Source organism: Bradyrhizobium sp. (genome assembly GCF_030693485.1).
Lineage (GTDB): Bacteria > Pseudomonadota > Alphaproteobacteria > Rhizobiales > Xanthobacteraceae > Bradyrhizobium.
Genome location: NZ_JAUYAN010000082.1, coordinates 1 through 20,151, shown reverse-complemented (window position 1 = coordinate 20,151; position 20,151 = coordinate 1). Strand labels below are relative to the sequence as shown.

The 20,151-nt window shown below is 64.2% G+C and carries 19 protein-coding genes and 1 pseudogene; 6 read left to right on the top strand and 14 right to left on the bottom strand.

Going from position 1 to position 20,151, the window contains the following annotated elements:
• Positions 1-237 (bottom strand): DUF2283 domain-containing protein (locus Q8N40_RS06235; protein ID WP_305711191.1); only part of this gene is annotated, 237 nt, incomplete at its 3' end.
• Between the two features lie 174 nt (positions 238-411).
• Positions 412-2,217: a translation elongation factor 4 gene (gene lepA / locus Q8N40_RS06230; protein ID WP_305711190.1), complete on the bottom strand. Its 1,806-nt coding sequence runs from the start codon at positions 2,215-2,217 to the stop codon at positions 412-414.
• A gap of 113 nt (positions 2,218-2,330) precedes the next feature.
• On the opposite strand from lepA, the gene Q8N40_RS06225 reads away from it, so the two are divergent.
• The gene (locus Q8N40_RS06225) at positions 2,331-3,938 is read left to right on the top strand and encodes a glycosyltransferase family 39 protein (RefSeq protein ID WP_305711189.1); all 1,608 of its coding nucleotides are present in this window, start codon (positions 2,331-2,333) and stop codon (positions 3,936-3,938) included.
• A gap of 90 nt (positions 3,939-4,028) precedes the next feature.
• On the opposite strand, the gene Q8N40_RS06220 is transcribed toward Q8N40_RS06225, so the two are convergent.
• The 5 genes from Q8N40_RS06220 to Q8N40_RS06200 form a co-directional block, all read right to left on the bottom strand.
• Entirely contained in the window at positions 4,029-4,358 is a 330-nt protein-coding gene (locus tag Q8N40_RS06220) for an HPr family phosphocarrier protein (protein WP_305319727.1), read from the bottom strand.
• Entirely contained in the window at positions 4,355-4,756 is a 402-nt protein-coding gene (locus Q8N40_RS06215) for a PTS sugar transporter subunit IIA (protein WP_024509305.1), read from the bottom strand. The genes Q8N40_RS06220 and Q8N40_RS06215 overlap by 4 nt, the downstream gene beginning before the upstream one ends.
• A 130-nt stretch (positions 4,757-4,886) precedes the next feature.
• Positions 4,887-5,414, bottom strand: a complete 528-nt coding sequence (locus tag Q8N40_RS06210; protein WP_305319728.1) for an HPr kinase/phosphorylase — start codon at positions 5,412-5,414, stop codon at positions 4,887-4,889.
• Positions 5,411-7,231 (bottom strand): sensor histidine kinase, encoded by a 1,821-nt coding sequence (locus Q8N40_RS06205; RefSeq protein ID WP_305711188.1) that lies wholly within the window; start codon positions 7,229-7,231, stop codon positions 5,411-5,413. Before Q8N40_RS06205 ends, Q8N40_RS06210 begins: the two co-directional genes overlap by 4 nt.
• Before the next feature lie 104 nt (positions 7,232-7,335).
• Entirely contained in the window at positions 7,336-8,037 is a 702-nt protein-coding gene (locus tag Q8N40_RS06200; protein WP_304740697.1) for a response regulator transcription factor, read from the bottom strand.
• 214 nt (positions 8,038-8,251) lie between these two features.
• Between Q8N40_RS06200 and Q8N40_RS06195 the strand changes: the two genes are divergently transcribed.
• The gene (locus Q8N40_RS06195) at positions 8,252-8,986 is read left to right on the top strand and encodes a HugZ family protein (protein ID WP_305711187.1); all 735 of its coding nucleotides are present in this window, start codon (positions 8,252-8,254) and stop codon (positions 8,984-8,986) included.
• Between the two features lie 598 nt (positions 8,987-9,584).
• Entirely contained in the window at positions 9,585-11,198 is a 1,614-nt protein-coding gene (locus tag Q8N40_RS06190; RefSeq protein WP_305711186.1) for a phosphoenolpyruvate carboxykinase, read from the top strand.
• A gap of 147 nt (positions 11,199-11,345) precedes the next feature.
• Here Q8N40_RS06190 and rocF read toward each other — a convergent pair whose 3' ends face one another.
• The 3 genes from rocF to Q8N40_RS06175 all read right to left on the bottom strand — a co-directional run bounded on the left by rocF (position 11,346) and on the right by Q8N40_RS06175 (position 15,928).
• A complete protein-coding gene (rocF, locus tag Q8N40_RS06185; protein WP_305711185.1) occupies positions 11,346-12,320 on the bottom strand; it encodes an arginase in 975 nt (324 codons plus the stop codon).
• Positions 12,321-13,142 carry an acyl-CoA thioesterase II gene (locus Q8N40_RS06180; protein WP_305711184.1) on the bottom strand — a complete coding sequence of 274 codons (822 nt, stop codon included), beginning with the start codon at positions 13,140-13,142 and terminating at the stop codon, positions 12,321-12,323. It lies immediately after the preceding gene.
• Between the two features lie 221 nt (positions 13,143-13,363).
• Positions 13,364-15,928 carry a glycogen/starch/alpha-glucan phosphorylase gene (locus Q8N40_RS06175; protein WP_371135628.1) on the bottom strand — a complete coding sequence of 855 codons (2,565 nt, stop codon included), beginning with the start codon at positions 15,926-15,928 and terminating at the stop codon, positions 13,364-13,366.
• A 179-nt stretch (positions 15,929-16,107) separates the two neighbouring features.
• On the opposite strand from Q8N40_RS06175, the gene Q8N40_RS06170 reads away from it, so the two are divergent.
• Positions 16,108-16,338, top strand: coding sequence for a hypothetical protein (locus tag Q8N40_RS06170; protein ID WP_305322486.1), 231 nt, complete (start codon positions 16,108-16,110; stop codon positions 16,336-16,338).
• Positions 16,339-16,473: 135 nt separating this feature from the next.
• Here the strand turns inward: Q8N40_RS06170 and Q8N40_RS06165 are convergent, their stop codons facing one another.
• The gene (locus tag Q8N40_RS06165) at positions 16,474-16,620 is read right to left on the bottom strand and encodes a hypothetical protein (protein ID WP_305322487.1); all 147 of its coding nucleotides are present in this window, start codon (positions 16,618-16,620) and stop codon (positions 16,474-16,476) included.
• A 213-nt stretch (positions 16,621-16,833) separates the two neighbouring features.
• On the opposite strand from Q8N40_RS06165, the gene Q8N40_RS06160 reads away from it, so the two are divergent.
• Positions 16,834-17,265: a hypothetical protein gene (locus tag Q8N40_RS06160; RefSeq protein ID WP_305322488.1), complete on the top strand. Its 432-nt coding sequence runs from the start codon at positions 16,834-16,836 to the stop codon at positions 17,263-17,265.
• Between the two features lie 123 nt (positions 17,266-17,388).
• Here the strand turns inward: Q8N40_RS06160 and Q8N40_RS06155 are convergent, their stop codons facing one another.
• Both Q8N40_RS06155 and pyrE read right to left on the bottom strand, forming a co-directional pair.
• Complete coding sequence (locus Q8N40_RS06155) at positions 17,389-18,192, bottom strand: DUF2865 domain-containing protein (RefSeq protein WP_370870987.1); 804 nt, start codon at positions 18,190-18,192, stop codon at positions 17,389-17,391.
• Between the two features lie 330 nt (positions 18,193-18,522).
• Entirely contained in the window at positions 18,523-19,086 is a 564-nt protein-coding gene (gene pyrE, locus Q8N40_RS06150) for an orotate phosphoribosyltransferase (RefSeq protein ID WP_305711182.1), read from the bottom strand.
• Positions 19,087-19,266: 180 nt separating this feature from the next.
• Here pyrE and Q8N40_RS06145 point away from each other — a divergent pair, with 180 nt between their 5' ends.
• Positions 19,267-19,893 carry a glutathione S-transferase family protein gene (locus Q8N40_RS06145; protein WP_305711181.1) on the top strand — a complete coding sequence of 209 codons (627 nt, stop codon included), beginning with the start codon at positions 19,267-19,269 and terminating at the stop codon, positions 19,891-19,893.
• A gap of 150 nt (positions 19,894-20,043) precedes the next feature.
• Here the strand turns inward: Q8N40_RS06145 and Q8N40_RS06140 are convergent.
• Positions 20,044-20,151, bottom strand: a pseudogene (locus tag Q8N40_RS06140) (LysE family translocator); the annotation flags it as partial.

Below are 20,151 nucleotides of genomic sequence, written 5' to 3'. Positions count from 1 at the left end.
CTCAATGCCGACAATGTGTCCCTCGGCATCGACATCGTAGTTGAACGGCCCGGTCTCTTCGGTCCGGTCGACCTTGCCGCGCCCGACGGTGATGTACACCGCGTCAGCTTCGGCATCGTAGGTTATGTTGGTCATGGCTTTCGGCTCGCGTGACGATCGTAATAACGCTTTTATGGCACTGTTATTCCGGGTGCGGGCATAACCAGCGAACGGGCCACCGCTCACACGCGCCGCCATGATGGACTCGTGCAGCTGATTTGCCCGACGTGTCAAATCGTATCGTACGACGCGTCAGGTATCACGCCACCGTCGTCTTGCATTGCATGGGGTTGTTTTCGATATTTTTCTTTTCCGGTCACGAAAGCCCGGATCGGACCTATCTCACCATGCTCCAGCGGTCGAGAACTCGCCTCAACTATCCACCTTCAGCGCGGCAATGAACGCTTCCTGCGGGATGTCGACCTTGCCGAACTGTCGCATCTTTTTCTTGCCTTCCTTCTGCTTCTCCAGAAGCTTGCGCTTTCGCGTGATGTCGCCGCCGTAGCATTTGGCGGTGACGTCCTTGCGCAGCGCGCGCACGGTCTCGCGGGCGATCACCTTGCCGCCGATCGCGGCCTGGATCGGAATCACGAACATGTGCGGCGGGATCAGCTCCTTCATCTTCTCGACCATGGCGCGGCCGCGGCCTTCGGCGCGGGTGCGATGCACCAGCATCGAGAGCGCGTCGACCGGCTCGAGATTGACGAGGATCTGCATCTTCACGAGATCGGCCGGCTTGTAGTCGGTGAGATGATAGTCGAACGAGGCGTAACCTTTGGAGACCGACTTCAGCCGGTCGTAGAAATCGAACACCACTTCGTTGAGCGGCAGTTCGTATTTCACCATCGCGCGATTGCCGACATAGGTCAGCTCTTTCTGATTGCCGCGGCGGTCCTGGCACAGCTTCAGCACGCTGCCGAGATATTCGTCGGGGGTCAGGATGGTGGCTTCGATCCACGGCTCGTGGATTTCGGCGATCTTCACCACGTCGGGCATGTCGATCGGATTGTGGATCTCGATTTCCTGGCCGTCGGTCAGGTGCATCTTGTAGATCACGCTCGGCGCGGTCGCGATCAGATTGAGATCGAACTCGCGGTGCAGCCGCTCCTGGATGATTTCCAGATGCAACAGCCCGAGGAAGCCGCAGCGGAAGCCGAAGCCGAGCGCGGCGGAGGTTTCCATCTCGAACGAGAAGCTGGCGTCATTGAGCCGCAACTTGCCCATCGCCGCGCGAAGGGTTTCGAAATCGTCGGCGTCGACCGGGAACAGGCCGCAGAACACCACGGGGACCGCCGGCTTGAAGCCCGGCAGCATGTCGGTCACCGGCTTCCTGTCGTCGGTGATGGTATCGCCGACGCGGGTGTCGGCGACCTCCTTGATCGCGGCGGTGATAAAACCGATCTCGCCGGGGCCGAGTTCGTCGATCTGTGTCATCTTCGGCGTGAAGAAGCCGACGCGCTCGACGTCATAGGCGGCGTTGGTGCCCATCATCCGGATGCGGTTGCCCTTCTTCATCACGCCGTCGACGATCCGCACCAGCACCACGACGCCGAGATAGACGTCATACCAGCTGTCGACCAATAGCGCCTTCAGCGACGCGTTGCGGTCGCCCTTCGGCGCCGGCAGCCGGTGCACGATGGCTTCCAGCACGTCGTCGATGCCGATGCCGGTTTTCGCCGAGATCATCACCGCGTCGGAGGCGTCGATGCCGATCACGTCCTCGATCTGGCGCTTGACCTGGTCCGGTTCGGCCGCCGGCAAATCGATCTTGTTCAGCACCGGCACGATCTCGTGGCCGGCGTCGAGCGCATGATAGACATTTGCCAATGTCTGCGCTTCGACGCCCTGGCTCGCATCGACCACCAGCAAGGAACCCTCACAGGCGGCCAGAGACCGAGAAACCTCGTAAGCAAAATCGACATGGCCGGGGGTGTCGATCAGATTGAGGATGTAGGTGTTGCCGTCCTTGGCCGGATAGGTCAGCCGCACCGTCTGCGCCTTGATGGTGATGCCGCGCTCGCGCTCGATATCCATGGAATCGAGCACCTGCTCCTTCATCTCGCGCGCCTGCAGGCCCCCGGTGGTCTGGATCAGACGGTCGGCCAGCGTCGATTTGCCATGGTCGATATGCGCAACGATGGCGAAGTTGCGGATGTTGGAAATAGGGATGGATGTCATGGGCGCGGGATAGCATTGGCACCCCGCTGCGGCAACCATAATGCGGCTTTTTGGCGGGCTTCTTCACGCCAAGCTGATTCCACTCAGGCTGAAAACGCGGTACGCACTGGGCCATGTCGACTGCATCATTTCTGCCCGCGGCGTCGCGCGCGCGCCGCTGGCCAAAACTCCGGCGCTGGGCGGCGTGGCTCGCCGCGACGGCCAGCGATCCCAAAGCCGGGCTTTGGCTGGTGATCGGCTTCGCCGCCGCCCATGCGGTGCTCTGGACCCTGATCCTGGTCAATCTCAAGGCGGCGCAGGACGTCCATATGGACGTCGCCGAAGCCTTCGCCTGGGGCCAGAAGTTCCAGTTCGGCTATGGCAAGCATCCGCCGCTCTCGGGCTGGGTCGCCGGGCTCTGGTTCAGGTTCTTTCCGGTCGCCAACTGGGCCACCTACGCGCTGGCGATGGCGACGCTGGGCTGCGGCCTCGTGATCTGCTGGCTGATCGCGCTGCGCGTGGTGGACCGCCGCCGCGCCTTCTTCGTCGTGGTGATGCTGGCGCTCTATCCGATCTTCAACTTCAAGGGTTTCAAATACAATCCGGACCTGCTGCAGCTGGTGACGCTGCCGCTGCTGGTGCTGGCCTATCTCCATGCGTTCGAGAAGCGCAGCGTGCGCTCCGGCCTGTGGCTCGGCCTCGCCGGCGCGCTGGCGCTGATGACGAAATACTGGGTGCTGACCATGATCGGCGCGGTCGGACTGGCGGCATTGCTGCATCCGGATCGGCTGCAATTCCTGCGTTCGCCGGCGCCATGGGTGGCGATCGTGGCGCTGGTGGCGGTGATGCTGCCGCATCTGGTCTGGCTGCAGGAATCGGACTTCGTGCCGCTGACCTATGCCGGCGATGTCTATACGCATTTGACCCGCGCCCAGAACCTGCAACTCGTGCTCGGTTACATCGGCCACAATGTCGCACTGCTGGCGCTGCCGATCGTGCTGGCGTCGGCGGCGCTGGCATTGGCAAACGTCAGGCATCCGTCGGCGCTGTTGACGCATACATGGTCGCGCGGCCCGAATCCGGGCGTGAACCGGTCGCAGGCGCTCAATGTCTGGGTCATCCAGGCCGTGGTCGCGATCGGCCCGGTGATCGGCGCGCTGGCCTTCACGGTCTACATGAAGACCGATTGGGGAATCTCGCTGTTCTTCCTGACGCCCCTGGCGCTGGTGGCGATACCGGCGCTGCGTCTTCGGAAGGTCGCGCTGTTTCATATCGCCGCGATCTGGCTCGCGATCACGTTGATCGTTCTGGCCGTCTCGCCTTACCTCGCGGCACGCGAGATGGCGGTGAATCCGAACGGTGCTGCGACCTACGGCGCGCGCTCCGAACTCGCCCGCGAACTGACACTGGCCTGGCGGTCGCGGTATCACTCACGCTGGGCCGTGGTTGCCGGCACCACGGAAATGAACCAGCCGCTGACGTTCTACAGTCCGGACCATCCGGCGCCGCTGACGCCGGGCGAGGTCTGGTCGTCAGGGCTGACCTCGCTGGAACAGGCCAAACGCCTCGGCTTCATCGGCGTCTGCGACACCACCGATGGCCGGCTGCCGATCTGCGAGGCGTGGATGGCGGCGAATGCCCCAGATGCCGAGCGCCTCAGCATCACCACGCAACGCTTCTTCAAGGGCTATCCCGGGCCGTCGATCACCTGGAAAGTCTTCATCGCGGCGCCGGCGCAGTAGATCTCTCTTCACCTCTCCCCGCAAGCGCGGTCCGCAAGCGTGGGGCGAGGGAGCGCACCGTCGCTACGGCGACAGCAGTGGATCGGCTTCTCACACGCCTTCTTCGTTGAACTTGCTGGCGACCAGTTCGGTGATCGCATCGAGCGCGGCCTGCGCCTCGGGACCAACAGCGGAGACGGTGATGGAGGTACCCGGTCCGGCCGACAGCATCATCAGCCCCATGATCGAATTGCCGCCGACGGTCTCGTTGCCCTTGGTGACCCAGACCTCGGCGTTGAAGCGCTCGACCATCTGGACGAATTTCGCGGAAGCGCGGGCGTGCAGGCCGCGCTTGTTGATGATGGGAAGTTCGCGCGTTACCGCGCCCGAGGGAATGCTCGGTCCGGCATTGTCCTTTGGTGCCGCGCCGTCGTCGCTCATTTACCGGCGAGCACCCGGCTGGCGATCGTCACGTATTTGCGACCGGCTTCCTGGGCCATGGCGATGGCGTCGGGAAGCGAACGCTCTTCGCGGACCTTGGCCAGCTTGACCAGCATGGGAAGATTGATTCCCGCGAGCACTTCCACCTTGGGACGGCTCATGCAGGAGATCGCGAGGTTGGAAGGCGTGCCGCCGAACATGTCGGTGAGGATCGCAACGCCATCGCCACTGTCGACGCGGTTGACCGCTTCGATAATGTCACTTCGACATAAATCTGAATCGTCCTCGGCACCGATGGTGACGGCTTCGATTTGTTTTTGCGGGCCCATGACATGTTCGAGCGCTGCCTTGAACTCGTCGGCAAGGCGCCCGTGGGTCACAAGTACTAGACCAATCATCGAAAACTCCTCGCGGGTGCTTTTTGGTGCACCGCACGAACGCGCCACTTTGACCATCCAGAGCCCCCGCGCAAGAGGGCTCTTCGCGATTCTCCCGGAATCAGGGGGTGGGATGGGAGCCGGCGCCGGTCTATTCGGTCGCGAGTGTGGGACTGATATGGTTACCAATTCCCTTCGGGCAATCGTCCGAAGGCCGGGCAGAAGATGAAATCGCGGTCATGGTCAGTGCAGCGATAACGAGTGGAAGCGGGAAAATACCGATTCCCGCGGGAATTCTTGGTAACTCAATACCATATATTGGGACCCGCAACGCCTCCGGCGGCGGCAGCCGTTCGGCATCGGGGGCGGCCAGATCGACCACCAGGCCCACGACGGCCTGAGGCGCGAAGTCGCAGCTGAAGATTCCGAGTCCACGGACCTCGATCAGGCCGGCCAGTTCGCGCGCCGGCCGTACGACCAATTGCCCGCCGCTTTGCTCCAGATACACGCGATCGTCGCCGACCAGCACGGCCGGCGGTATCTGTCCGGCGCGCCCGGCCAGGATCAGATCGAACGCCAGACGCGACTTGCCGGCGCCTGAGGCTCCGCGGATCAGCACCGCCCGATCCCCCACCAGCACGGCCGAGGCGTGCACGCTGGCGGTCCCTGCGCCCGTCATGGCGCGGGCAACCGGACCACGAAGCGCGCGCCGGCGATGGTCGGCTCGCCCTCGGCGTTGACGGGACCCGCGCGATTTTCAGCCCAGATCCGCCCGCCATGGGCCTCGATGATCTGCTTGGAGATCGACAGTCCCAGTCCGGAATTCTGCCCAAAGCCCTGGTGCGGCCGGTCGGTGTAAAAGCGCTCGAAGATCCGCTCCAGCGCGTCCTCGCGAATTCCGGGCCCGTCGTCATCGACCATGATTTCGATTTCGTTCCTCACCCGGCGGCAGACGATGCGCAGCTTGCCGCCGGCTTCGGAAAACGACTGGGCATTGGAGAGCAGGTTGGAAATCACCTGTCCGAGACGCGAATCATGGCCCGGCACCGAAAAGGTGTCGGAGGGGCCGCGGCCCTCGAAACGGACTTCCACCGCGACGTTGTTGCCGCGCCTGGTCTCGTTGGCCACCGTCGTCAGCGCGTTCAGCAGGCGGCGAAGATCGACCGACGTCATGTCCTGGCGCTGCAGTTCGGCATCGAGCCGGCTGGCATCCGAGATGTCCGAGATCAGCCGGTCGAGCCGCTTGACGTCGTGCTCGATGACGGCCAGCAGCCGCGCGCGGCTGTTCTCGTTGCGCGCCAGCGGCAGCGTTTCGACGGCGGAGCGCAGCGACGTCAGCGGGTTCTTCAATTCATGGGCGACGTCGGCGGCGAAGGTCTCGATCGCCTCGATCCGGTTATAGAGTGCGTCCGTCATGTCGCGCAGCGCGCCTGAGAGATGCCCGATCTCGTCGCGGCGGCGGGTGAAATCGGGGATTTCGACCCGGGTCCTGATGCGGCGGCGAACCCGCTCGGCGCTGTCGGCGAGCCGGCGCACCGGGCCTGCGATGGTGCTTGCCAGCAGCAGCGAGAGCGCGATCATCACGACGGACGCGACGGCGAAGATCTTCAGGATGGCCAGCCGCTCCGCGGTCACCATCTGGTCGATGTCGCCGCCCTGGGTCGACAGCAGCAGGGCGCCGTTGACCGCACGGAAATGCTGCACCGGCACCGCCACCGAGACGATGACTTCGCCGCGGTCGTTGATCCGCACCATCGAGCCCTTGATGCCGCCCAGCGCGCGCCCGACTTCATGGTAACCCTTGCCGTTCTCCGGGCCGAGTTCACGATAAAGCGGCAGGTCGCCGCGGTTGAGCCAGGTGCGGAACGCGATCATGGTGCGCTCCGCAATCCCGGGCTTCTCGGCCGAGGGCGGCGCCAGTTCGAAACGCATGACGTCGCCGCGGCCGTACAGGCTGCGGCTGTCGAGGATCAGCACGCCGTCGCGATCGTAGATGCGGGCGCGGGTCTTGGTCGGCGACACCAGGCCGCGCAGCACCGGCGCGATGCGTTCCGGATTGATCGAGAAATCCAGTCCCGACAGGGCGTCGTCGGACGGTCCGTAGCTTTCCCCGGGCTTCAGATCGAGCAGGCGGTCCGGGTCGATGGTGAGCGCGTGGCTTTCCGTGGTGCCGGTCGCGGCGATCGCGCGCGCGATCACCTCGCCCGTCGACAACAGGTTTTCGGCACGCGCATCGATCAGGCCGGCGCGGAACTGGGAGAGATACAGGATGCTCGCCACCAGCGCGATCAGGCCCGCGAGATTCAGCGAGACGATGCGGCGGGTGAGGCTGGAAAAGGAGAGCGCGAAGAAAAACTGGCCGGTGCGGCGCAGCCAGCCGAGCAGGCGTTGCCAGCCGCGTGCCGGCGGGCTTTCGACGGCGTCGTTGTCCAGCGCCAGCGACGGCGAGGCGGCCTCGGCATTCAGGTTGGGATCAGGCTGCGTTCGATCGAGCAATGGCCAACACTGCCGGTTGTTTCGAGGGCGTCTTGCGTTGCGGCTATCCTAGCCGATCCCGGCGGCGGCGTCAGTCGACAACCGCGCGCCGGCCCCCCTGAAAATCAGGTTTCCTTGAAGCGGTAGCCGACGCCATAGAGGGTTTCGATCATCTCGAAATCGTCGTCCACCACCTTGAACTTCTTGCGCAGCCGCTTGATGTGGCTGTCGATGGTGCGATCGTCGACATAGACCTGATCGTCATAGGCGGCGTCCATCAGCGCGTTGCGGCTCTTGACCACGCCTGGGCGCGTCGCCAACGCCTGCAGGATCAGGAATTCGGTCACCGTCAGCGTCACGGCCTCGTTCTTCCAGGTGCAGGTGTGGCGCTCCGGATCCATCCGGAGCAGGCCGCGGTCCAGCGCCTTGGCGTCGGTCTCCTTCGGCGCGGCGGTCGGATCCTTCGGCGCGGCGCGGCGCAGCACGGCCTTGACGCGTTCGACCAGCAGGCGCTGCGAGAACGGCTTGCGGATGAAATCGTCGGCGCCCATTTTCAGGCCGAACAATTCGTCGATTTCCTCATCCTTGGAGGTGAGGAAGATCACCGGCAGGTCGGACTTCTGCCGCAGCCGCCGCAACGTTTCCATGCCGTCCATGCGCGGCATCTTGATGTCGAGGATCGCCAGATCGGGCGGACTGGTGCGAAAGCCGTCGAGCGCGGACGCACCGTCCGTATAGGTCATAATGCGATAGCCTTCGGCTTCGAGCGCGATCGAGACGGATGTGAGAATGTTGCGGTCGTCGTCGACCAGGGCGATTGTGGGCATGAGCCTGCTTTCAGAAATTGTGTGGCTGGAACGGCGAGCAATCCAGCGATGCGCCGCCCAAATGGGCCTTCGTACGCGGTCAACGAGCAATGCAAGCTGGGCTGAAGTGTGACCGAGTTCCGCAAAACGCCTAGGCTACCGGGGGTTCCAGCTTTACAGAACCCGTTTAGCCGGGAAAAGGTCCATATTGCAATGAGATGTCTTGAGGTGCTCGATGCAGCCCACCCCTGATTTTGATGCAGGCCGACTGACCCGATCGCTGCTCCGGCGCAGCCGGCAAGGGGCTTTGGCGACTTTGATGGCCGGAACCGGCGATCCCTACTGCTCGCTGGTGAACCTCGCCAGCCATCCCGACGGCTCGCCGATCCTGCTGATCTCGCGGCTGGCGCTGCACACCAGGAATATTCTCGGCGATGCCAGGGTCTCGCTGATGCTGGACGAGCGGGCCGAGGGCGACCCGCTGGAGGGCGCCCGGATCATGCTGGCGGGCCGCGCCGAGGAAGCAGGGGCCGACCAGGAGGAGATCCTGCGCCAGCGCTACCTCAACGCCCATCCATCCGCGGAAGCTTTTGTGAAATTTAAGGATTTTTCGTTCTTTCGGATCCGGCCGACCGGCGCGCATCTGGTGGCGGGATTCGGGCGGATCGTGGACCTGGGGCCGGAGCAGTTTCTGACCGATATCTCCGGCGCCGTCGCGCTGCTGGAGGCCGAACAGGGGGCCGTCGAGCACATGAACGCCGACCATCGCGACGCCATCAACCTCTATGCGACCAGGCTCCTGGGCGCCGGGGCCGCCGACTGGAGCTGCACCGGCTGCGATCCTGACGGCATGGACCTGCGGGCCGGTACCGCCACCCTGCGGCTGGATTTCCCGGAACGCGTCACCGGCCCGGGCGAGCTGCGCAAGATGCTGGTCAGGCTGGCGGGCGAGGCGCGGGCGAAGGAATAGCGAGGGGATAGCAGATCATCGCGGCCGGTGTGAACGCGCAAGCCTTTCACCTCGGCGTTCACCGCCGGCGACCATTGGCAAGCGCGCGCCGCTCTCAGAATTCCGATCGAGGGGCTCGCTGCATGGCCGCGTGGCGGGCGACATCAACGGGGCTTGGCGAGCCGTCAATGCGTCCGGAATTCCGATCATCGCTTTGAACGCGACGATGGGTTGCCGATCGCGAGCGAGGGTCACGCAGTTGCGCGAGCACATTGGGTGAGTGGCGGCCTGCAACGATCGCGGGCGACGACTCCGCCGCCGGCATTCGTCGATTGTGCGGCGCAATAGAATTGTTCGCGGTGGGCTCCCGCTGTGATGACGGCGAATGGTCGCGCTGTCATGGCCCCGAAATGCGGTAATACGCGGCAAGCATTGAGCCGCATCAAGGACCCGGCCCTTGAATAAACCAAATACTATGGGATCAGCTTGGCAAGCCCGGCATTCCTGAGTATTAGGTCGCCGGACCGAGGCCACAGGGCTATATTGAGGTCACCGCATAGAGGCGCGTCTGGCGGCATTCGCGCGATCGGGATACGCGGGTTCCAGGAGGATTCTTCCAGTGCAAGAGACGGGCATTCGTAACGGAGCCTTCGGCGCCGACAAATTCGGCTTAAAAAATCTCAAGCAGGTGCACTGGAATCTGGGCGCGCCGCAACTCTATCAATACTCGCTGGCCGCGGGCGAGGCCGTGCTGTCGGCCGATGGCGCCTTGTGCGCCGATACCGGTGAGTTCACCGGCCGCAGCCCGAAGGACAAGTTCACGGTTCGCGACGCCTCCACCGAGAAGATGTGGTGGGCCGGCAACCAGTCGATCACGCCGGAGCAGTTCGAGGCGCTGTACCAGGATTTCCTCAAGCACGCCGAAGGCATGCGGCTGTTCGCGCAGGATCTCTATGGCGGCGCCGATCCGAGCTTCCAGATCAAGACAAGGGTGTTCACCGAACTGGCCTGGCACTCGCTGTTCATCCGCACGCTGCTGATCCGGCCCGAGACCTCGGCGCTCGCCGATTTCGTGCCTGAACTGACCATCATCGACATCCCGAGCTTCCGCGCCGACCCGAAACGTCACGGCTGCAAGTCCGAGAACGTCGTCGCGATCGATTTCGCCCGCAAGATCGTCCTGATCGGCGGGTCTTATTATGCCGGCGAGATGAAGAAGAGCGTGTTCACCACGCTGAACTATTACCTTCCCGCCAAGGGCGTGATGCCGATGCACTGCTCGGCCAATGTCGGGCCCAAGGGCGACAGCGCCATCTTCTTCGGCCTGTCCGGCACCGGCAAGACCACGCTGTCGGCCGATCCGAACCGTACGCTGATCGGCGACGACGAGCACGGCTGGGGCAATGAAGGCGTCTTCAATTTCGAAGGCGGCTGCTACGCCAAATGCATCAAGCTGTCGAAGGACGCCGAACCCCAGATCCACGCCGCCAGCAATCGCTTTGGCGCGGTGCTGGAGAACGTGGTGCTCGATGAAGACACGCGGGTGCCGGATTTCGACGACGGCTCGAAGACCGAAAACACCCGCTCGGCCTATCCGCTCGACTTCATCCCCAACGCCTCGCGCACTGGCCGCGCCGGTCATCCGAAGAACGTGGTGATGCTGGCGGCGGATGCGTTCGGCGTGTTGCCGCCGATCGCCAAGCTGACGCCGGCGCAGGCGATGTATCACTTTCTGTCCGGCTATACCGCCAAGGTGGCCGGCACCGAGCGCGGCCTCGGCAACGAGCCGCAGCCGGAATTCTCCACCTGCTTCGGCTCGCCGTTCTTGCCGCTGGACCCCTCGGTCTACGGCAACATGCTGCGCGAGCTGATCGCCAGGCACAATGTCGATTGCTGGCTGGTCAACACCGGCTGGACCGGCGGCAAATACGGCACCGGCTCCCGGATGCCGATCAAGGTGACCCGGGCGCTGCTGACCGCCGCGCTCGACGGCTCCCTGCGCAACGTCGAATTCCGCACCGACAAGTATTTCGGCTTCGCGGTACCATCAGCGCTGCCCGGTGTGCCGAGCGAGATCCTCGATCCCGTCAACACCTGGAAGGACAAGGCCGAGTTCGACAAGACGGCGCGCGCGCTGGTCGGCATGTTCCAGAAGAATTTTGCAAAATTCGAAGCCCAGGTCGACGCCGAGGTCCGCGCCGCCGCGCCGGATCTCAAGCTCGCGGCGGAATAACCGCAACTGTCGTCCCCGCGAACGCGGGGACCCACACGCTGCGGCCCATCGTTGACGCGGTCGGTCAGACGCCTGTTGTGAACCACTAGCGCTGGTGGCTATGGGTCCCCGCGTTCGCGGGGACGACGAGAGACTGCCGTTCCGCTCCTACGTATTTTCCGGAAACACCGCATTGCTCGGCGTCGGGCGGTCGGTGATCTGCAGGCCGAACAGGCTGCCGACCAGTTCGACCGCCACCCGCGCGGTGCGGCCGCGCTCGTCGAGAAACGGATTGAGTTCGACGATGTCGACCGAGCGCACCAGTCCGGAATCGTGCAGCAGCTCCATCACAAGGTGCGCCTCGCGATAGGTGGCGCCGCCCGGTACCGTGGTGCCGACGCCGGGCGCCACCGCAGGATCGAGAAAATCGACGTCGAACGACACATGCAGCACGCCGCCCTGCGCCTTGACCCTTTCGATCACCCGCCGGATCAGAACGCCGACGCCGAACTCGTCGATCGCGCGCATGTCGGCGATCGCAATGCCGCGGTCGCGGACAATTTCCTTTTCAGGCGGGTCGACCGACCGGATGCCGAACAGATCGAGCTGGTCGGTGGCAATCGAGACGCGGGGCTGGTCGCCGAGCAGGCCGTCGAGTCCGGGTTCGCCGGTGAGGAACGCGGCGGACATGCCGTGCATGTTGCCGGTCCCGGTGGTGCCGGGTGTATTGTAGTCGGCATGGGCGTCGAGCCACAGCACGAACAGTGGCCGGCCCTGTTCCTTCCAGTACCGCGCGACGCCGTTCACCGATCCCATCGACAGGCTGTGATCGCCGCCCATGAAGATCGGAATGCCGCCCGAGCGCGCCAGCAGATAGGCGCGTTCGCTGAGCGCGCGAATCCAGGTCTTGATCTCGTCGTAATATTTCGCGTGGGCCGGCGGCGGCCCCTCGGCGGGCGAAACCGCAGGTATCGCGAGATTGCCGTGATCCTCGACCGCAAATCCCAATTGCGCGAGCACGCGGCCGATGCCGGCCGTGCGCAGCGCATCGGGCCCCATCAGCGTGCCGCGCTGCGACGCGCCGATCTCCAGGGGAACGCCGAGCAGGGCGATGCGCCGGGGGCTGATTTCGGGATCGGACATCTACGCCTTGAAATACGCGATCTGGGTCGTGGTCGCGAGCAGGCGGCCGTTCGGCGACCACAATTCGCCGTTCTGGTCGCCGTAACTTTTGTTGAAGATCCTGGCGTCGGCGACCGCGAGCACGCGGCTGGTGTTTTCGGCGGCGAGATCGTCGGCGTCGACGTGGAAATAGGTCGTCAGCGACACCGTGCCGAACGGCACGAACTCGCGCCTGACATGAAAGATGCGGGCGAAGAATGCGTCCGACATCGACATCAGCGACAGCATGTCGATGGTCCGGGGAATGCGATCGCCGATCCACACCTTGGAATAGGCGCTCGCCGGCCCGGCCTGCGGCGTCGCTCCGGCCAGATCCGGATTGCCCTCGATGAAACGAAAATCATACTGATTGGCCCAGACGGCCTTGATCTTGGGATACGGCCGGATCTGCTCGAAAGGCGTGGCTTGCGGAAACGTCGCCGGCTGGTGCGACCATGACGGACGGCGCTCGGCGAACACGGCGGTGGCGAGTGTCGCCACCTCGCCGCCGTCTTGCGTCAGCTCGACGCACCAATGCTGCGACGACCGGTTGGCCTTGACCAGGCGAAGGTCGAGATCGAAGCCGCCGGCCGCGATCGGCGCGCAGTAATTGACGGTGAGGGCGAGCGGCGTGCCCGATCGCTCCGGATGATCGATCAGCGCCCGCAGGATGGTGGCGGCGGTGGCGCCGCCGAACGGACCGACAAAGGCCCAGTAATCGTCGCTGGTGCGGCCCTGCCAGCGGCTGTCGCCGGCGGTAACCCTCGTGGCGTCGTCGAAAAGGTGCGGGGCCTTGGTCAGCATGAGGGTCCTCGAAACGGAATTGGTGTATCGCCTGTCATTCCGGGATGGTGCGCCAGCACCAGACCCGGAATCTCGAGATTCCGGGTTCGATGCTTCGCATCGCCCCGGAATGACGGCATGAACGTCTCGCGGTGCTCGCAACGACCTTCCCGCGCGCAGTATCGCGGCTCTCGAACGTCAATTCAATGACGCCGGAGGCAGTGGCTTTCCGCTCGCCGAAATCAGCCGGCCCCGCGTTGCGCGCCCGGCTCCAGCAACGCCGGATGCGGCGCCGGCCGCACTGGGACAGTCCAGATCTCCTCGGCATATTCCCGGATGGTGCGGTCGGACGAGAACCACGGCATCCGCGCCACGTTGAGGATCGAGGCCCTGGTCCAGGCCGGCACCACCTGCCAGCGTGCGTCGATGCCGCGCTGGGCCTCGTAATAGGAGTCGAAATCGGCGCTGACCATGTAGTGGTCGAGATGACGCAGCGCGTGCGCGATCGATTCGAACCGGTCGGGATCGCCGGGCGAAAATGCGCCGCACCCGATCGCGCTGATGGCGCGCGACAGATGCGGCGAGCGCCGGATCACGTCGATCGCATCCAGCCCCTGCTTGCGCCGCACCACCACGTCCATCGCCTCCATGCCGAAGATCGCGATATTTTCCGCGCCGACATGATCGCGGATTTCGATATTGGCTCCGTCCAGCGTGCCGATGGTCAGCGCGCCGTTCAGCGCCAGCTTCATGTTGCCGGTGCCGGAGGCTTCCATGCCCGCGGTCGAAATCTGTTCGGACAGGTCGGCGGCGGGGATGATCACCTCGGCGAGGCTGACATTGTAATCGGCCAGGAACACGATCTTCAGCCGTCCGCCGATCGCGGGGTCGTTGTTGACGACGTCGGCGACGTCGTTGATCAGCTTGATGATCAGCTTGGCGTAGCGATAGCTCGCCGCCGCCTTGCCGGCGAAGATCTTTACCCGCGGGACCCAGTCGCGCTGCGGGTTGTCCTTGATGGCGTGATACAGCGCCACCGCCTCCAGGATGTTGAGCAGCTGCCGCTTGTATTCGTGCATGCGCTTGATCTGGACGTCGAACAGCGCGTGTGCATCGACATGGACGTTGAGGCGTTCGCCGATCAGCCGCGCCAGCGCGGCCTTGTTGCGCAGCTTGACGTCGCGGAATTTCTGCTGGAACGCGGCGTCGCTGGCGCGGGCTTCGAGCAGCGAGAGCTGGGTGGGATCGTCGAGCACGGCCTCGCCGCAGGCCTCGCGCAACAGGCCGGTCAGCTTCGGGTTGGCCAGCATCAGCCAGCGGCGGAAGGTGATGCCATTGGTCTTGTTGGTGATGCGGGCCGGATAAAGATGATTGAGATCGTGAAACACGGTTTCCTTCATCAGGTCCGAATGCATCGCCGAGACGCCGTTGATGCGGTGCGACCCGACGAAGGCCAACTGTCCCATCCGCACCCGGCGGCCGGACCGCTCGTCGATCAGCGAGACCGAGGCCTTGAAATCGTCATCGCCGGGACAGCGCGATTCCGCCAGCGCCAGATGGCTGACATTGATGCGGTAGATGATTTCGAGATGGCGCGGCAACAGCCGCTCGAACAGTTCGATCGGCCAGGTTTCCAGCGCTTCCGGCAGCAGCGTGTGGTTGGTGTAGGACAGCGTCGCCACCGTGATCTTCCACGCCTCGTCCCAGCGGAAATGGTGCAGGTCGACCAGGATCCGCATCAGTTCGGCGACGGCGAGGCTCGGATGGGTGTCGTTGAGCTGCACCGCGGCCTTCGACGCCAGCCCGCGCAACTGCCCGTCGGAGGCGAGGTGGCGCTTGACCAGATCCTGCAGCGAGGCCGAGACGAAGAAATATTCCTGGCGCAGCCGCAGCTCGCGGCCCGCCGGGCTCTCGTCGTTCGGATACAGAAACTTGCAGATCGATTCGGCGCGGGCTTCCTCGGCGCTGGCGCCGAGATAGTCGCCGGTATTGAAGACGTCTAGCTTGAGCGGATCGGGCGAGCGCGCCGACCACAGCCGCAGCGCGTTGACGTGCTGGCCGCGCCAGCCCACGATCGGAGTGTCATAGGCGACGGCCTGCACGGTTTCCGCCGGATGCCAGATCGCGCGGTCGCGGCCCTTGGCCTCGACATGCTCGACGCCGCCGCCGAAATGGATGTGATAGACCACTTCGGGCCGCTGGAATTCCCAGGGGTTGCCGAAGCCGAGCCACTCGTCGGGATATTCCTGCTGCCAGCCGTCGGTGATGATCTGGCGGAACAGGCCGAAATCATAGCGGATGCCATAGCCGATGGCGGGGATCGCCAGCGTCGCCATGCTCTCCATGAAGCACGCCGCCAGCCGCCCGAGGCCGCCATTGCCGAGCGCCGCATCCGGCTCGCATTTGCGCAAATCCGACAGGCCGACGCCGAGATCATTGAGCGCCGTCTCGAACACCGGCAACAGCCCCATATTGTTCAGGGCATCGGTGAACAGCCGGCCGATCAGAAATTCCAGGCTGAGATAGTAGACCCGCTTGCGTCCCTCGTCGTAGCTCTGCTTTTCCGTGATCAGCCAGCGGTGCACGATGCGGTCCCGCAGTGCCAGCGCCGCCGCCTTGTACCAGTCGCGCCGGGTCGCCATGCCGGCATCCTTGCCGACCGCCAGCCTGAGCTTGACCAGGATCGCGCTCTTGATCTCGGCCAGCGCCAATTCGTCGATGGGCTGGCCCGGCGCCGGAAAATTCCCTGGAAATGTCTGATTTGGCAAATCGCAAATCCCTGAAGCTTGAAGTCCCCACCGAATCATACGCGCCTTGCCCTGGGATCGAAACCGCCGGGGGCCTTGTTGTGCACCGCGCTGGCATGATTTTATGCAAGGACCGGGCCGGATTGCGGTCTCCGCATGAGCCCGCCCAGGTGTTATGATCGGGGTCGCGATAGCAAATCCGCGACCGGATACGACGATAGTCGAGGGAGAATAGCGCCATGAAACTGATGATCGAAATCGCCGCCGCGGCGCTTTTGGTGGTCTGCATCAGCGCCACCAGCGCGGCCTTCGCCGCCGGCAAGGCCGGCAAGAGCGCCGATGGCCTCGGCTGCTCCTTCAGCGTCGCGAAAAATGCCTCGCCCGCGGCCCGCTGCGCCGCGATCCGCAAACAGTGTGGCGGAAAATTCTACGCCAATTATTGCGGCGACAAGCTGCTGTCGGCGATGTGAGCCGGATGGGCAAAGGCGCGCTCTTCGCGCCGTGCCCACCAACAAAGTCTCAACCGGAACAAGCAAGACGGTGGGCACGCTGCGCTTTTGCCCACCCTTGTAGCCGCAGATCGAGCGATGACCGTCGACGCCGGTTCAACGGCGCCCGCCCATTTGAGTCGAGATCGACGCAAGGCCCGTGATCGCATCCTGCGTATCGTTGAGATATTTGCCCTTGAAAAAGGCAGCATCGATCACCGCAAGAATGGCCGTCATGATCGCAAATGCTACGATGCCGCGCATGCCGCTTACCTGGCTCAGTTGAAACCCGTCTCCCGCGAGGGGCGGGCGTGTGCAGTATCCCCGGCATAAGTAAATTGTTTAGCGGCTCTGCGATGGTCCGATCGCTCAGCCTGGAACAAATTAAGAACACTTTAGCAAGTCTTTGATATATCATAGTGATTCGGAACGCTGCTGATACAATATCTAGGGTCTATCCAGGATTTCGAGGACTACATGTCCACCATCGCCTTCGATCAATTCGCGCTCACCCGCATCGCCGACTTCGCCCGTTCGCTGTCGCGGCTGCACCAGGCCTCGCGCCGCAGGATCGTCGATGACGACCAGATCGACCGCGAATTCAACGCGGTCTGCATGTCGGTGTGGGGCTACACCACGGACGATTTCAGCGACGACCTGTTTTCCGGTGAGGACCACGCCTTCCTCGACCGGCTCGACGAAGCGCATGCGCGCATCTTTGCCGCCGAGCAGGGGTACGACCTCGTCGACGACCACGGCATGCTGACGGACTGGTGGGGCTATTGCTGGATGATCCTGGCCGAAAAACGCGGCCTGCTGACGCCGGAAAACCGCGCCGCCGCGCGCGCCGATATCGAGGACAAGTATCTTTCGGCCCCGAACGTGATCGGCGTCATCGTCGGGCGGTGAACTGTACTCGGTCCTCATCCAGAGGAGCGCGCACTTGCGCGCGTCTCGAAGGATGAGTTGGGACGACGTGCCAGATGGTTCGAGACGCGCGCCAAGAAGCGCGCTCCTCACCATGAGGCAGCTTCAATTCACTTCGGCGCGCTTGTCTCTTGTCGAAACCGTCTTCGGCACCGACGTCGCGGGCAGCACGACATCGCGGGCTGTCTCCGGCAGCGGCGCGTTGGCGGCGACCATTTCGGCGCTCACCGGCGCGACCCTCATCTCGCCGAGCCGGGCGCGGACATCGGCGGTGAGGCCCGGATAGGAAGCAACCGGGGTGAATTCCGCGGTCTGGCTGGCGCCGAGCTTGACGCCGGTATAGGCCACCAGGCCTGAGGTGGTGGCGATCACATCACCCGAGCGCAGCGAAGAATCCAGCGTCAGGTCGACCGGGGCGAGACCCGCGGGATCGCGGCCGTTGCAGGTGCAGTCGGCACGCAGCGCCTTGCGGTAGGCGAAGGCGTTCTCGCTGTCGGCATAGCGCTCGCCCATGGTCGAGGACGCGCCCTCGATCGAACTGCCGAAGAAGACTTTGGTGACGCTGGCCGGGCAGAACGCCTGGCACATCTGGACCGGCGAAGCATTGCCACGCATCAGCGGAAAGTATTTGCCGTCGCAGCTGCGCACGCAAAACGCCGGTCCGGAGCCCGAAGCCATCTGGCGCGGCGGTGGCGCGGGCTGCGAATTGAGGCCGAACGGGTCGGCAAAGAAATTCGACTGCGCCGGGGCCTGGCGCTGCTGCTGCTTCGGCGCGCCGCCGAACAGGAAATCGAACAGCCCTTCGGCCGAAGCCGTGCGCGGCGTCACGGCAACTGTGCCGGCAAGCGCCATGGCGGCAACAACCATCATGCGGCGCCGCATGCGCAGATCAGTCAACTCTTTACGCAACGCACACTCCACTCAACGCAACGAACCGGCCGCGGCGATCGACGCCTCAGCACGGATTCACCTTAGGGCGGAGATGGTAAACGAGCCGTGACCGGGGAACTGATGGTGGAAAAGAAAATGCCGCTTCTTCTCTTCCCCCTCTCCCGCGCTTGCGGGGGAGGGCATAGGCGGCCTGTGGCCGCCGTTCTTAGCAGAAGAACGCCGATGCGAAGCATCGGCTATGGTGGGGGTGTCGCCGCACAGTTAGTATACGAGTGCGGCGAGAGAATTCCCCCACCCGCCGCGCTTTGCGCGGCGACCTCCCCCGCAAGCGGGAGAGGTAAGAAGAACTCAGCCCTTCAGGAATTCGCCCGCCTTGTAGAGCGAGCGGAACGGGATGCCGGCTTCTGCAAAAGTTTCGGCGGCGCCTTCCTCGCGGTCGACCATGGTAAAGACCAGCGCGATCTCGGCGCCGGCATCGCGCACCGCCTCGACCGCCTTCAGCGCCGATCCGCCTGTCGTGGTGACGTCCTCGACGATCACGACGCGCTTGCCTTGCAGGCTCTCGCCCTTGGCCAATCCCTCGATCGCGAGCCGGGCGCCGTGTTCCTTCGGCTTCTTGCGCACGAAGAACGCCGCGATCGGATGGCCCTTGATCCAGGACAATTGCGCGATGGCGCCGGCCAGCGGCACCGCGCCCATTTCCAGCCCGCCGACATAGTCGAGCTGATCGTCCTTCAGCGCCTCGAAGGTCAGCTCCGCCAGCAGCGTGGCGCCTTCGGGGTCCAGCATGGTCGGCTTGAGGTTGAAGTAGAAGTCGCTCTTGCGGCCCGAGGCCAGCGTGATTTCGCCGCGCCCGAACGAGCGCTTGCGGATGATCTCGGCGAGGCGGGCACGGGAGGCTGATTTGGACAAAGCGAGGTTCTCGAGGGGGATTGGAGCGTGGGCAATCTATCGGCGGATGCGGGCACATTCCAGAGCCGGGGCTGCCCCGTCAACAGCGCATAGTGTCACCAGCCGTATCGGCGGCGGCGGTTGTAACATCAGCAGGTTCCGGGGTACTGGATGTTCCGCTCACCGGGGGAAACCAAAAAAATGACCATTGAACTGTACACCTGGAACACGCCGAATGGCCGCAAGATCTCGGTCGCGCTGGAGGAAATGGGGCTGCCTTACAAGGTGTTCCCCATCAATATCAGCAAGGGCGAGCAGATGGCGCCGAATTTCCTCGCCATCAGCCCCAACAACAAGATTCCCGCGATCGTCGATCCCGACGGCCCGGGCGGCAAGCGCGTCAGCGTGTTCGAATCCGGCGCTATTCTGCTCTATCTCGGCGAGAAGACCGGCAAATTCCTGCCCACCTCCCTGATCGAGCGCATCCCGGTCTATGAATGGCTGATGTGGCAGATGGGCGGTTTCGGGCCGATGCCCGGCCAGGTGCATCACTTCATCGCGCTGGAGAACGAGACCGAGCGCGCCTACGGCCTGAAGCGCTATGCGGCGGAGACGGTGCGGCTCTACGGCGTGCTGGATCGCCGCCTCGCAAATCACGAATTCGTCGCCGGTCCGCTGTCGGTCGCGGATTTCGCCATTCTCGGTTGGGCCTGGCGGCATCCGCGCCACAAGGTCGATCTGAAGGATTTTCCCAATGTCGAGCGCTGGTACAACACGCTGATGGCGCGGCCGGCGACCAGGCGCGGCATGGAAGCCAGGCTGGATTGATCACTTTTCTTCACCCTCTCCCGCTTGCGGGGGAGGGCCGGGGTGGGGGTGCCTCAACGATAACTCAGTGCAAGTGGCGAGAGCCCCCACCCGCCGCGCTCTGCAAGCGCGTCGACCTCCCCCGCAAGCGGGAGAGGTAAGAAAGTAAACTCACGCCCGCTTCGTCTCCAGCGCCATCTTCACCGCGAGCCCGGCCAGCACGGTGCCCATCAGCCAGCGCTGAACCAATAGCCAGCCCGGCCTGGTGCCGAGGAACAG

Excerpts from the sequence above, each read along its gene's own strand:
- Q8N40_RS06180 (WP_305711184.1), bottom strand. The coding sequence starts at position 13,142 with ATGCTGACCAAGGCCCCGCACCTTTTCGACGACGCCACGAGGGTTACC.
- Q8N40_RS06195 (WP_305711187.1), top strand. The coding sequence starts at position 8,252 with ATGCAGCCCACCCCTGATTTTGATGCAGGCCGACTGACCCGATCGCTG.
- Q8N40_RS06175 (WP_371135628.1), bottom strand. The coding sequence starts at position 15,928 with ATGATTCGGTGGGGACTTCAAGCTTCAGGGATTTGCGATTTGCCAAAT.
- Q8N40_RS06160 (WP_305322488.1), top strand. The coding sequence starts at position 16,834 with ATGTCCACCATCGCCTTCGATCAATTCGCGCTCACCCGCATCGCCGAC.
- Q8N40_RS06220 (WP_305319727.1), bottom strand. The coding sequence starts at position 4,358 with ATGAGCGACGACGGCGCGGCACCAAAGGACAATGCCGGACCGAGCATT.
- Q8N40_RS06210 (WP_305319728.1), bottom strand. The coding sequence starts at position 5,414 with ATGACGGGCGCAGGGACCGCCAGCGTGCACGCCTCGGCCGTGCTGGTG.
- Q8N40_RS06200 (WP_304740697.1), bottom strand. The coding sequence starts at position 8,037 with ATGCCCACAATCGCCCTGGTCGACGACGACCGCAACATTCTCACATCC.
- Q8N40_RS06215 (WP_024509305.1), bottom strand. The coding sequence starts at position 4,756 with ATGATTGGTCTAGTACTTGTGACCCACGGGCGCCTTGCCGACGAGTTC.
- rocF (WP_305711185.1), bottom strand. The coding sequence starts at position 12,320 with ATGTCCGATCCCGAAATCAGCCCCCGGCGCATCGCCCTGCTCGGCGTT.
- Q8N40_RS06145 (WP_305711181.1), top strand. The coding sequence starts at position 19,267 with ATGACCATTGAACTGTACACCTGGAACACGCCGAATGGCCGCAAGATC.
- lepA (WP_305711190.1), bottom strand. The coding sequence starts at position 2,217 with ATGACATCCATCCCTATTTCCAACATCCGCAACTTCGCCATCGTTGCG.
- Q8N40_RS06165 (WP_305322487.1), bottom strand. The coding sequence starts at position 16,620 with ATGCGCGGCATCGTAGCATTTGCGATCATGACGGCCATTCTTGCGGTG.
- Q8N40_RS06170 (WP_305322486.1), top strand. The coding sequence starts at position 16,108 with ATGAAACTGATGATCGAAATCGCCGCCGCGGCGCTTTTGGTGGTCTGC.
- Q8N40_RS06225 (WP_305711189.1), top strand. The coding sequence starts at position 2,331 with ATGTCGACTGCATCATTTCTGCCCGCGGCGTCGCGCGCGCGCCGCTGG.